The organism is Pseudomonas shahriarae, assembly GCF_014268455.2.
Classification (GTDB): domain Bacteria; phylum Pseudomonadota; class Gammaproteobacteria; order Pseudomonadales; family Pseudomonadaceae; genus Aquipseudomonas; species Aquipseudomonas shahriarae.
This window is the reverse complement of sequence record NZ_CP077085.1, coordinates 5872688-5884880: the sequence shown is the minus strand read 5'-3', so window position 1 is coordinate 5884880 and position 12193 is coordinate 5872688. Positions and strand designations below refer to the sequence as shown.

Sequence of the window (12193 nt, the reverse complement as noted above, 5' to 3'; positions counted from 1 at the left end):
GCGAGACGAATATGCCTGAGCTGCCAGAAGTCGAAACCACCCGGCGCGGAATTGCGCCGCACCTGGAAGGCCAGCGGGTCAGCCGCGTGGTGGTGCGTGAACGGCGCCTGCGCTGGCCGATCCCCGAAGACCTGGATGTGCGCCTGTCCGGGCAGCGCATCGTGCTGGTGGAGCGGCGGGCCAAGTACCTGCTGATCAACGCCGAAGTCGGCACCTTGATCAGCCACTTGGGCATGTCGGGCAATTTGCGCCTGGTGGAAGTCGGTCTACCGGCAGCCAAGCATGAGCATGTGGACATCGAACTGGAGTCGGGCCTGGCCCTGCGCTACACCGACCCCCGGCGCTTTGGCGCGATGCTCTGGAGCCAGGACCCGCACAACCACGAACTGCTGCTGCGCCTGGGACCGGAGCCGTTGACCGACCTGTTTGATGGCGAGCGCCTGTTCCAGCTGTCCCGTGGGCGCTCGATGGCGGTCAAGCCGTTCATCATGGACAACGCGGTGGTGGTGGGAGTGGGCAATATCTACGCGACCGAGGCGCTGTTTGCCGCCGGGATCGACCCGCGCCGGGAGGCCAAGGGCATTTCCCGTGGGCGTTACCTGAAGCTGGCGATCGAGATCAAACGCATCCTCGCGGCCGCCATCGAGCGCGGCGGTACGACATTGCGCGACTTTATCGGTGGCGATGGGCAGCCGGGGTATTTCCAGCAGGAACTGTTCGTCTACGGCCGGGGTGGCGAGGCGTGCAAGGTCTGCGGGAGCGAATTGCGCAATGTGATGTTGGGGCAGCGGGCGAGTGTGTTTTGCCCCAAGTGCCAGAGCTGATTGTGTGTGACGGCGGTTGCCGTCATCGCGGGCAAGCCCGCTCCCACATTTTGCTTTGTGAATACCTTCAAGTGTGGGAGCTGGCTTGCCTGCGATGAGGCCCGCCCAGCCACCACAAGGTCTCAGGCCTTGCCGGTAATCAACCGGTACTTCTCCATCAACTGCTCTTCAGTCTCAGGGTGTGCCTCATCCAGGGGGATGCAATCGACCGGGCACACTTGCTGGCACTGGGGTTCGTCGTAGTGGCCGACACACTGGGTGCACAGGTTGGGGTCGATCACGTAGATCTCTTCACCCTGGGAAATGGCAGCGTTCGGGCACTCGGGTTCGCAGACGTCGCAGTTGATGCAATCGTCGGTGATGATCAGGGACATGGAAACTCCTGCCAGGGCGCTCTGCCAAGGCATCTGAAAAACTAATGCGCGCAATTGTGCCGCATTGGCGCCCGCAGTGCGAGCGGGCGCCGGTCGAGCGGTCTTACTTCTTGAAGCGCAGCGTCAGCGCATCGGCGACCGCAGGGTGCACAAACTTGGTGATATCCCCGCCCAATGCCGCGATTTCCCGGACCAGGGTCGAAGAAATGAACGAATAACGTTCCGACGGCGTAAGAAACAGGCTCTCAACGTCCGGCGCCAGTTGGCGGTTCATATTGGCCAGCTGGAATTCATACTCGAAGTCCGACACCGCCCGCAGCCCGCGCAGGAATACATTGGCGTTCTGCTCCTTGGCGAAGTGTGCCAGCAGCGTCGAAAAGCCCACCACTTCCACGTTAGGCAGGTGCTTGGTGACCTCACGGGCCAACTCCACGCGCTGTTCCAGGGGAAACAGCGGGTTTTTCTTGGGGCTGGCCGCGACCGCGATGATCACATGGTCGAACAAGCGCGAGGCGCGTTCGACCAGATCGCCATGGCCTTTGGTAATCGGGTCGAAGGTACCTGGGTACAACACTCGGTTCATCGCGTCGTCCTGGCGGAGTCCGTTGGGGAACCGGATGGTATCGCAGCCATCCCGGTCGGCCAAGTCAACTTATTCAGAAGAAAGCACTATAGACACCGCGAATACCTGGTTTTTTCATGCTGTTTTCAGACGTTCGGCCAGCGCCGTCGCCAGTTGCGCGGTCAGGCCGTACACCGAAAGCTGGGGGTTGGCGCCGATACTGGTGGGGAACAGCGAGCCATCGTGGATCGACAGGTTGCGCAGTTGGTGATGCCGGCCAAGGCTGTCGGCCACGGCATTTTTCGGCTCTTCGCCCATGGCGCAACCGCCCATCACATGGGCGCTGCCCAGGCAGGTGCGATGCAGCTCCAGGTTCAGGCCGTCGATCAGGCTGCGGGCCTCGGCCAGTGTGCTGACGTAGCGCGCATCGTGGTGCAGTGGCTTGACCGACTTGGCGCCGGCGGCGAACTGGATCTCGGCCATGCTATGAAACGCCCGGCGCAGGCCGTCCCAGGCGTAGGGCGAGACCTCATAGTCGAGCACCGGCGTGCCATCGCCGCGCAGGCCGACGCTGCCGCCCTGGCTGTCGGGGTGGAAGCCGTCCCGCAGCAGCGCCAGCATCGCGTGGGTCTTGGGCAACTGGCTCATGTCCAGGGCGTTTTGCGTGCCATACCCCCCGAACAACGTGCTGGCCAGCGCCGGGTGCAAGGGTGGCGCTTCGAGCTTGTAGGACATTTTACCGGTGGTGCCGTCCTGCCATTGGAAGTGGTCGGAGTAGATCGACTGCGGCGCGCCGTAGAACGGGTTGATCACCTCATCGAACAGCCCCGCGGAAAAATTCACCAGATGCAGGAAGGTGCGCTTGCCCAGGCGCGAATGCGGGTCGGGTGCGTCCGAGCGCATCAACAGCGCCGGGCTGTTGATGCCGCCGCCGGCCAGCACGTAATGCTTGGCTTTGACCGTGATCTTGCGGCCGGTGGGCGCGACGCAACGGGAGTCCATGGCCACGCATTCGAGGCTGGTGATGGTATCGCCACTGAACTTCAAGCGCTCGGCGCGGGCCAGGTAGAGCAACTCGCCGCCTTGCTCCAGGGTCGAGGGAATGGTGGTCACCAGCATTGATTGCTTGGCGTTGACCGGGCAGCCCATGCCGCAATAGCCCAGGTTGAAGCAGCCGCGCACGTTGCGCGGGATCACATGCCAGCTGTAGCCGAGCTTTTCGCAGCCTTTGCGGATCACATCGTTGTTGGGGTTGGGCGGCAGGGCCCAGGGTGCGATGCCCAGGCGCTGCTCCATCTTTTCAAACCACGGCGCCATCTCGGCGCTGCTGTGGCCCTTGACCGCGTACTCGCTGGCCCAGTGAGCCAGGGTCGGGTCGGGCGTGCGAAAGCTCGAGGTCCAGTTGATCAGCGTGGTGCCGCCCACGGCGCGGCCCTGCAGGATGGTGATGGCGCCGTCCTTGCTCATGCGCCCGATGCCTTCCTGATACAGGCTGGCGTAGGCCTCGTCTTCCAGCAGCTTGAAATCGCTGCTGGTCTTGAGCGGGCCTTCTTCGATCAACAGCACTTTGTAGCCAGCGGCGCTGAGGATTTCTGCGGTGGTGCCACCGCCTGCGCCGCTGCCGATGATCGCGACATCGGCCTCCAGCACCAGGTCCTGGTCGAGGGCGGCGCCGTTATGGGTCTTCCAGCCGCGGGCCATGCCATCGCGGAACACATCAGGTACGGGCATCAGCTTGTTCTCTTATTGTTATGGCTACGGAGTGGCTATCAACGTGGGTTACCCAGGCTAGATCCTCGGTGGCCCGGGGTACCCGCAATGGGCCCAGGACTCGGGCCGGAAGTACCAGGCCATGATCACCAGCTTGAGCAGCGAGCCCTGGCCCATGCGCAGCAGGTTGAGGAAGCTGTTTTCCCAGCGATGCAGGAAGTTGCGGATCTGCTCGCTGCTGGCGTTTTCCCAACTGCCCCAGATGCCGGTCAGCGGGCCACGGGTGACGGCCATGCCCAGTACGTCGAACAACTGCTGGGTCAGCTTGAACATCTCCGGTGACAGGTGCTGCAGGCTGTAATCGAGTTTTTTCAGGGTGTCTTCAATGCCTGCCGCCACCACCTCGGCGCTGGCCGCGCCTTCGAGCAACACCGGGATCACTGCGCGCAAAAACGGCAGGTCGCTGTTGCGCAACATGGCAAAGCCGCTGGCGGGGGTACTGCTGGAGCAGCCGCTGAGGCTGGCGCCAAGGCCGGCGGTGGCCAGGAAGGCGCTGGCGCACAGGCCGATTTTCAAGACGCCGCGCCGCGACAGCGCGGGTGATTCAGTCAGGCTAGGGTTCATTTTTATTGTTGTCCCGGTGGTAACGGTTTTAGCGCACGAACAGCTTCTGGATCAGTTTCTGGATGGCTTTGCCATACGGCGGGTAAATCAGCTTGGCCGCATTCAGGCGCTGCTTGATCAGCACCCCCTTGGCCTTGCTGAAGGTGAGAAAACCCTCATGGCCATGGTAGTGGCCCATACCCGACGGGCCGATGCCGCCAAACGGCATATCGTCCTGGGCCACATGCAGCAGGGTGTCGTTCAGGCACACGCCGCCGGAATGGGTTTCGTGGAGTACGCGATTCTGTTCGGCCTTGTTGTAGCCGAAGTAATACAACGCCAGCGGGCGCGGGCGCTGGTTGATGTAGGCAAAGGCCTGGTCGATGCCGCGATAGGGCACGATGGGCAGCACCGGGCCGAAAATCTCGTCCTGCATCACGGTCATCTCATCGCTGACATTCAGCAGCAGGCTATGGGCCATGCGCCGGGCCTGGCCCTGGTCGTAGAGCGGCAACAGGGTCGCGCCCTTGTCGGTGGCGTCCTTGATGTAGGCATTGAGCCGGGCGAGTTGTCGCTCGTTGATGATTGCGGTGTAGTCCGGGTTGTCGGCCAGGGTCGGATAAAACCCGCGTACCGCCTGGGTGTAGGCCTCGACGAAACCGTCCACCCGGTCTTCGGGAACCAGCACGTAGTCCGGCGCCACACAGGTTTGCCCGGCATTCAGCGCCTTGCCGAATGCGATCCGTTCGGCGGCGTCTTTGAGTGGTACATCGGCCGAGACAATGGCTGGGGATTTGCCGCCCAGCTCCAGGGTGACTGGGGTCAGGTGCTCGGCGGCGGCGCGCATCACATGCTTGCCGATGCTGGTGGCCCCGGTGAACAGCAGGTGATCGAACGGCAGCTTGGAGAACGCCATGCCCACTTCGGCTTCGCCGAGCACCACGCACACCAGGTCGTCGGGGAAAATTTGCGCCAGCAGGGTCTTGAGCAGTTGGCCGGTGGCGGGGGTGGATTCGCTGAGCTTGAGCATCACCCGGTTACCCGCCGCCAGCGCGCCGACCAACGGCCCTATGGCCAGGTACAGCGGGTAGTTCCAGGGCACGATCACCCCGATAACGCCCAGGGGCTGATAGATCACTTTGGCAGATGCCGGCTGGAAGGCTATACCTACAGCGCGGCGCGATGGTTTCATCCAGCCTTTGAGGTGTTTGCTGGCGTAGTGAATGCCGTGCAGGCTGGGCATCAGTTCGGCGAATAGGGTTTCATCGGCGCTGCGATGGCTGAAATCGTTGCTGATGGCCTCGATCAGCGCCTGGCGCTCATCGCTGAGCAGGTCACGCAATGCCTTGAGCCACTGCTGGCGCTGCGCCGCTGGCGGCATCGGGTTGGCCGCGTAGGCGCGGCGCTGGGCAGCGAACAGGTCCTGGAGCTGGTCCAGCGCCTGGGAATCTTGCAGGTAGGCAACATTGGCAGACATGGCGCAGTTCCCGAATATTATTGGAGTACCTGGGTTTTTAGAGTCATTGCTCTAATTTGTCAAATGCCTTCGCAGTAACATGCAGTTTTATCCTGGCAAGGATAGACCGTAAGATGTTTGCATCAGGATTCAAGAAGCCGATACCCCATGGCACCACGAGTAAAGACCAGCGAACGCATCGTGCAAACCAGCCTGGAGTTGTTCAACCAGCAGGGCGAGCGCAGCATCAGCACCAACCATATTGCCGCCCATATGGAAATATCCCCGGGCAACCTGTACTACCACTTCCCGAACAAGCAGGCGATTATCGCGGTGCTGTTTCGCGAGTATGAAGCCCTGGTGGACAGCTTCCTGCGCCCGCCCCAGGGGCGCGCCATGGTGGTCGAAGACAAGCGTTTCTACCTGCAGGCGGTACTGGCCGGCATGTGGCGCTACCGTTTTTTGCACCGTGACCTTGAGCATCTGCTGGAGAGCGACCCGGAGCTGGCCACCGGCTACCGGCGTTTCTCCCAGCGCTGCCTGATTCAGGGCGGCGCGATTTACCGGGGGTTTGTCGAGGCCGGGATCCTGAACATGGACCCGGTGCAGACCGAAGCCCTGACCCTCAATGCCTGGATTATCCTCACCTCCTGGGTGCGCTTTTTGTGCACCACCAACGAGAACTCCGCACACCTGAGCGCCGAGGCGATCAAGCGCGGGGTCTACCAGGTGCTGGTGCTGGAGGCGGGGTTTATCACGCCACAGGCCAAAGAAGCCGTGGACGCGTTGTTCAAGGAATTTTACGTGCCGTTAAGTCAGGCACTGGAAGAAGTGAAGTAGGCCCTTTCCCGAACGTATTTCCAGGAGTCCTTTATGCCGCTTGCACAACTGATCAGCCCGCAACAACTGGCCGAGCGCCAGCAGCACGCAGGCTTAGTCATCCTCGATTGCCGGTTTGTCCTGGAAGACCCGGATTACGGGCGTTGCAGCTATGCCGAAGGGCATATCGAGGGGGCACAGTATGCCGATCTGGAACGCCACCTCAGCGGGCCGGTGACTAAAGGCGTGACTGGACGCCATCCGCTGCCGGCACCCGAGGCGCTGGTCCAGCAGTTGCGGGCCTGGGGCATCCATGCCGACAGCGAAATCGTGCTGTATGACGATGGTCCTGGCGCATATGCCGCCCGTGCCTGGTGGCTGCTGGCCTGGTTGGGCAAGCGCGACGGGGTGTCGATCCTCGATGGTGGCCTGAAGGCCTGGCACAGCGCCGGTTTCCCTTTGAGCCTGGATGCGCCGGGCACCGAGCCGGGGACCTTTGCTGGCACTGCCGACTACGACCTGCTACTGGACGCAGAGCACCTGCAAAAACGCCTGGGCCAGCCGGGCCTGACACTGATCGACGCCCGGGCCTTGCCGCGCTTTCGCGGTGAGGTGGAACCCATCGACCCGATTGCCGGGCATATTCCCGGCGCGCAATGTGCGGCGTTCAGCGAGAACCTGGGCAGTGACGGGCGCTTCTTGCCGGTGGAGCAGCTCAAGCAGCGGTTTGCCGACAAGCTGCAAGGTCGTTCGCCGAATGAGTTGGTGGCGTATTGCGGCTCGGGCGTGACGGCGTGTCACAACCTGTTTGCCCTGAGCCTGGCGGGGTATCCGTTGGGCAAGTTGTATGCGGGGTCGTGGAGTGAGTGGATCAATGATCCGCAGCGGGCAATTGCTACTGGCGACTGATTTCACCAGGCAAGCCAGCCACATTATTTATCGAGTTGAGACAGCAGCCATTGCGGGATCCGCCGCTCCAGGTAGTACCCGGGCTGTTTCAGCGAACCATCGACAAACCCCACGTGACCGCCCTTGGCCTGCAATTCAAACTCGATGCAGTCCGACAGTTCACTGGCCTGGGGCAGGCTGTGGGCAAACACAAAAGGATCATCTGCCGCCTGGATGATCAGCGTCGGTGTGCGAATCGCCCCGAGGAAGTAACGGCTCGACGCCCGCCGGTAATAGTCCTCGGCACTCAGGTAGCCATGCAGTGGCGCAGTGACGCGCCCATCGAAATCCCAGAACGTGCGCATCTTTTCCAGGGAGCCCAGCTCGGCCAGGGTTTTCAGTGCTTCTTCGCGACCATCCTGTAGGAATTGGCGCTGCTTGACCCGGATATAGCCGAGCATCTCGCGCATGAAGTGCTTCTGATAGACCCGTGAAAAGCCCAGGCCGATACGGTCGGCGCACTGGTCCAGGCGAAATGGTACCGACACCGCGGCCGCGCCTTGCAGGCCGGAGTTGTCGCCGGTTTCGCCCAAGTGCTTGAGCAACACATTGCCGCCCAGGGAGTAACCCACGGCATACAGCGGCGCCAATGGGCGCTTGGCCCGCAGGTGCGCGATGGCGGCCGCCAGGTCTTCACTGGCCCCGGAGTGATAACTGCGGGCCAGCAGGTTGGGTTCGCCGGAACAACCACGCCAATTCAACGCGACACTGGCCCAGCCCTGACTGGCCAGGGCTTTTTGCAGGCCGGCGACGTAGGGCGAATTGGACGAGCCGGTCAGCCCATGCAGCACCAGTACCAGGGGCGCATGCGGGTCGTGGGGGCCGTGCCAGTCGAGGTCGAGGAAGTCGCCATCCTCCAGCCATAGGCGCTCGCGTTGGCGTTCGAGGTGGGTGGTGGGGCGCCAGAGCGGGCCCCACAACGTTTGCAGGTGAGGGTTGCCGAGGCCGAAGGCGGGGGTGAAGCGGTGGGAGGGTTGCGGCACGATGGGTGGTCTCGACACTGCTTTAATGTTGGCTGCGTATTTTGTGGCTGCGGCGGTGGCTGTGGCTATGGGGGTGGCTGTGGCGAGCGGGCTTGCCCGCGTTGGACTGCGCAGCAGTCCCATTTTCTAGGGTCGCTGCGCAACCCAACGCGGGCAAGCCCGCTCGCCACAGTAAAGTGGCTTGCCACGTTATTTAGTCAGCGGTCTGGACCGTACGTTGCCACAACGCGTAATACACCCGCCCGGATTTTTGTTCGCGGTGCAGGCGCCAGTTGCCCGGCAGGCCCAGGGTCGACGGCGCGGTTTCGCTTTCGGTGTAGACCCAGGCGTCATCGGCCAGCCACTGGCGCTCTTCCAGCAGCGCGCAGACGGTTGGCAACAGGTTCTGGTTGAACGGCGGGTCGAGGAACACCACGTCGAATGCACTGGCTGGCTGGGTTTCCAGGTAGCGCAGGGCATCGGCGGTTTGGACGTGACCGGTGGTGCAACGCAGGGTGCCCAGGTGTTCGCGCAGGCTGGAAACCGCCACGTTGCTCGCGTCCAGCGCCTGGCCCAGGGCGGCGCCACGGGACAGGGACTCGAGGAACAGCGCGCCGCTGCCGGCGAACGGGTCAAGCACCTTGGCCCCTTCGATGTACGGCGCGAGCCAGTTGAACAGGGTTTCGCGGACCCGGTCCGGGGTCGGGCGCAGGCCCACGACATCGGGGAAGCTCAGCTTGCGGCTGCGCCATTGGCCGCCAATGATGCGCAGCTGGCCCACACCGTTATGCACGTTATGGACAGGTTTTTTAGGGCGGGATGGACTAGCCATTAATGCTCCGGAACCCCGAGCGGCTGCTCGGCAGGTTTATCAGTGGGGGGCGGTAGTGGCTTTTGCGCGGTGGTGGGACCAGCGGTCACGATCACCATTTTATCGCTGCTCAAGTGCTTGTTCAGTGCAGCCTTGACCTGTTCGGTAGTCAGGGCCTGGGATTGCTTCATGAAATCTTCCAGGTAGTTGAGCGGCAGGTTGTAGAAACCCATGGCGCCCAGTTGCCCGACGATATCGGCGTTGCTTGCAGTGGACAGCGGGAAGCTGCCGGCCAGTTCGCGCTTGGCGTCATCCAGTTCTTTTTGCGTCGGCCCGGTCTTGAGGTAGTCGGCCAGTACTTGCTCCACCAGGCGCAAGGTGCCGCCGCTCATCTCGGCGCGGGTCTGCAGGTTGATCATAAACGGGCCACGCACCTGCATCGGCGAGAAGCCCGAGTACACGCCATAGGTCAGGCCGCGCTTCTCGCGCACTTCGCTCATCAAACGGGTGCCAAAGCCACCGCCGCCAAGGATCTGGTTGCCCAGGGACAGGGCCGCGTAGTCCGGATCGGCACGGTTGATGCCCAGTTGTGCGAACAACAGGTGCGTCTGCTTGGAGGGAAACTCGATATGCCCCAGGCCGGCCTTGGGCTCGGTCGGCTCGGCGATCTTCGCCAGTGCCGGGCCCTTGGGCAGGGATGCGGACACCTTGGCTGCCATGGCTTCGGCGTCGGCACGGGACAGGTCGCCGACCATCGCGATCACCGCGTTACCGGCGGCGTAGGCCTTGGCGTGGAATGCCTTCAGCTGTGCCTGGGTAATGGCCGGAACGCTCTCGGGCGTGCCTTCGCTCGGGTGCGCATAGGGATGATCGCCGTACAGGCGCTTGAACAGCTCGATGCTCGCCAGCTTGCCCGGGTTCTGCTTCTGGTACTCGAAGCTGGCCAGCAACTGGTTCTTGATCCGCGCCAGGGAGTCGGCCGGGAAGGTCGGCTGGCCGATCACCTGGTCAAACAGCGTGAGGGCGGCCTCGCGCTTGTCGGCGGCACTGAGGCTGCGCAGCGACACCAGCGCCATATCGCGGTAGGCGCCGTTGCTGAAATCCGCCCCCAGGCCTTCAAAACCGGCGGCAATCTGCCCCACATCCTTGCCCGGCACGCCTTCGTTGAGCATGGCGTTGGTCAGCAGGGCCAGGCCCGGCGTGTTGCCGTCCTGGCTGCTACCGGCAGCGAACAGGATGCGCATGTCGAACATCGGCAGTTCGTGGGCTTCGACGAACAGCACCTTGGCGCCTTCGGCGGTGTTCCAGGTCTGCACGTTGAGCTGGCGGTTGGTCGGGTTCTTGCCGTCCAGTTCTGCCAGGGATTGCAGGGTCTTGCTGGACTTGGCCTGCTCCAGCGCCGGGCTGGCAACGGAGTCGTCCGGGCGACCGATATACACCGCGACTGCCGCCACCAGAGTCACGACGATCAGGCCAGGCAGCACCAGGCGGTTGTTTTTGCGATCACTCATGAGTGCTCTCCTGTGGCATGACATGGGCGACACTCAGGCGTTCGCGGGTGAAATACGTGCGCGCGGCCTTCTGGATGTCTTCGGGCGTCACGCTTTGCAGTTCGGCAAGCTCGGTGTCCATGAGTTTCCACGACAGGCCGACCGTTTCCAGGGAGCCAATGGCTGTGGCCTGGCTGGTGATGGAGTCACGCTCGTAGACCAACCCGGCAATGACCTGGGCGCGAATACGCTCCAGTTCCTCGGCGGTCGGTGGCTTGGCCTTGAGTTCATCCAGCAGGCGCCAGAGCCCGGCTTCGGCCTGGGCCACGGTTTTCTTCTTCTGCTGGTTGGGGGTGGCGCTCAAGGTGAACAGGCTGTCGCCGCGGGTGTAGGCGTCGTAGCTGGTCGAGGCAGCCGACACCAATTCTTCACCGCGTTCCAGCTGGCTCGGGATGCGCGCGCTGTAGCCGCCATCGAGCAGTGCCGAGATCAGGCGCAGGGCGTTGACCGAGCGCTTGTCTTCGGCGGTGGCCAGGCCCGGTACGTTGAAGCCGAGGATGACGCTCGGTAGCTGCGTCTGCACATGCATGGTCAGCAGGCGTTCGCCCGGCTCGGCCAGTTCCAGGGGCTTTTTCGCCGGTGGCACGTCACGCTTGGGGATCGGGCCGAAGTAACGTTGGGCCAGGGTTTTCACCTCGTCCGGGGTCACGTCGCCGACCACCACCAGGGTGGCGTTGTTCGGCACATACCAGGATTGGTACCAGTGGCGCAGTTCCTCGACCTTCATGCGGTCCAGGTCGGCCATCCAGCCGATGGTCGGCGTGTGATAGCCGCTGGCCGGGTAGGCCATGGCCTTGAAGCGTTCGAAGGCCTTGGACATCGGATTGTCATCGGTGCGCAGGCGGCGCTCCTCCTTGATGACTTCGATCTCGCGGCTGAATTCGTCGGCCGGCAGGCGCAGGGTGGCCATGCGGTCGGCTTCCAGCTCCAGGGCCACGCCCAGGCGGTCGCGGGCCAGCACTTGGTAGTAGGCGGTGTAGTCGTCGCTGGTGAAGGCGTTCTCTTCGGCGCCCAGGTCGCGCAGGATCAACGAGGCTTCGCCGGGGCCGGTCTTGGAGCTGCCCTTGAACATCATGTGTTCCAGGGCGTGGGACAAACCGGTCTGGCCAGGGGTTTCATAGCTGGAGCCGACCTTGTACCAGACCTGCGAGACCACCACCGGGGCGCGATGGTCTTCGCGCACGACGACCTTGAGGCCGTTGTCCAGGGTGAATTCATGGGTGGGTTGTGGGTCGGCAGCCAAGGCTGAAAGGGGCAGACAAACTGTGCTGAGCAGCAGGCCTGCGGCGCGGCGGGCTAGAGCATTCATTCGTTTTTAAACCTGTTGGGCTGCCCGCTTGGTCTTAGCGTCGGCGGGCGAGGAGGTGCTAGGATACTGATCCGTATTAGCGGCGGCCACTGCGGCTGTCATATCGTTTCGGATCCAGTCGTCGTAAAGATGGAGTTATCCGTGGGTTTCCCCGGTTTTAATTCGCTTTTCGCCGATTTTATCGCTTCAGTCCTATATTGAATCGATTTGTTGAGGCTGTATTCACGCCTCACAAAATGCTGCGCATGAACAAGCTGGCTAAAAA

At 62.8% G+C, this 12193-nt stretch carries 12 protein-coding genes; 3 read left to right on the top strand and 9 right to left on the bottom strand.

Annotated features, from left to right (window positions below; genetic code table 11):
- The first annotated feature begins 11 nt into the window (after positions 1 to 11).
- Positions 12 to 824: a bifunctional DNA-formamidopyrimidine glycosylase/DNA-(apurinic or apyrimidinic site) lyase gene (gene mutM / locus HU773_RS26500; RefSeq protein WP_057440389.1), complete on the top strand. Its 813-nt coding sequence runs from the start codon at positions 12 to 14 to the stop codon at positions 822 to 824.
- 122 nt (positions 825 to 946) lie between these two features.
- Here mutM and HU773_RS26495 read toward each other — a convergent pair whose 3' ends face one another.
- From HU773_RS26495 to HU773_RS26475, 5 genes are all read right to left on the bottom strand, one after another.
- Positions 947 to 1198, bottom strand: coding sequence for a YfhL family 4Fe-4S dicluster ferredoxin (locus HU773_RS26495; RefSeq protein WP_003213796.1), 252 nt, complete (start codon positions 1196 to 1198; stop codon positions 947 to 949).
- A gap of 103 nt (positions 1199 to 1301) precedes the next feature.
- A complete protein-coding gene (gene coaD / locus HU773_RS26490) occupies positions 1302 to 1781 on the bottom strand; it encodes a pantetheine-phosphate adenylyltransferase (protein ID WP_003176711.1) in 480 nt (159 codons plus the stop codon).
- 114 nt (positions 1782 to 1895) lie between these two features.
- Complete coding sequence (locus HU773_RS26485) at positions 1896 to 3491, bottom strand: GMC family oxidoreductase (RefSeq protein WP_057960897.1); 1596 nt, start codon at positions 3489 to 3491, stop codon at positions 1896 to 1898.
- Positions 3492 to 3548: 57 nt separating this feature from the next.
- Complete coding sequence (locus tag HU773_RS26480; RefSeq protein WP_057960896.1) at positions 3549 to 4094, bottom strand: hypothetical protein; 546 nt, start codon at positions 4092 to 4094, stop codon at positions 3549 to 3551.
- A gap of 28 nt (positions 4095 to 4122) precedes the next feature.
- Positions 4123 to 5550 (bottom strand): coniferyl aldehyde dehydrogenase, encoded by a 1428-nt coding sequence (locus tag HU773_RS26475; protein WP_057960895.1) that lies wholly within the window; start codon positions 5548 to 5550, stop codon positions 4123 to 4125.
- A gap of 147 nt (positions 5551 to 5697) precedes the next feature.
- Between HU773_RS26475 and HU773_RS26470 the strand changes: the two genes are divergently transcribed.
- Positions 5698 to 6369, top strand: coding sequence for a TetR/AcrR family transcriptional regulator (locus HU773_RS26470; protein WP_029300622.1), 672 nt, complete (start codon positions 5698 to 5700; stop codon positions 6367 to 6369).
- Positions 6370 to 6402: 33 nt separating this feature from the next.
- The gene (locus HU773_RS26465; protein ID WP_120734295.1) at positions 6403 to 7257 is read left to right on the top strand and encodes a sulfurtransferase; all 855 of its coding nucleotides are present in this window, start codon (positions 6403 to 6405) and stop codon (positions 7255 to 7257) included.
- Positions 7258 to 7280: 23 nt separating this feature from the next.
- Here HU773_RS26465 and HU773_RS26460 read toward each other — a convergent pair whose 3' ends face one another.
- From HU773_RS26460 to HU773_RS26445, 4 genes are all read right to left on the bottom strand, one after another.
- Complete coding sequence (locus tag HU773_RS26460) at positions 7281 to 8279, bottom strand: hydrolase (protein ID WP_057960894.1); 999 nt, start codon at positions 8277 to 8279, stop codon at positions 7281 to 7283.
- Between the two features lie 193 nt (positions 8280 to 8472).
- Complete coding sequence (gene rsmD / locus HU773_RS26455) at positions 8473 to 9090, bottom strand: 16S rRNA (guanine(966)-N(2))-methyltransferase RsmD (RefSeq protein WP_057960893.1); 618 nt, start codon at positions 9088 to 9090, stop codon at positions 8473 to 8475.
- Positions 9090 to 10580 (bottom strand): M16 family metallopeptidase, encoded by a 1491-nt coding sequence (locus tag HU773_RS26450; RefSeq protein ID WP_057440386.1) that lies wholly within the window; start codon positions 10578 to 10580, stop codon positions 9090 to 9092. Before HU773_RS26450 ends, rsmD begins: the two co-directional genes overlap by 1 nt.
- On the bottom strand, positions 10573 to 11928 hold the full coding sequence (locus HU773_RS26445) for a M16 family metallopeptidase (RefSeq protein ID WP_057440385.1): 1356 nt from the start codon (positions 11926 to 11928) through the stop codon (positions 10573 to 10575). The genes HU773_RS26450 and HU773_RS26445 overlap by 8 nt, the downstream gene beginning before the upstream one ends.
- Positions 11929 to 12193: the final 265 nt, after the last annotated feature.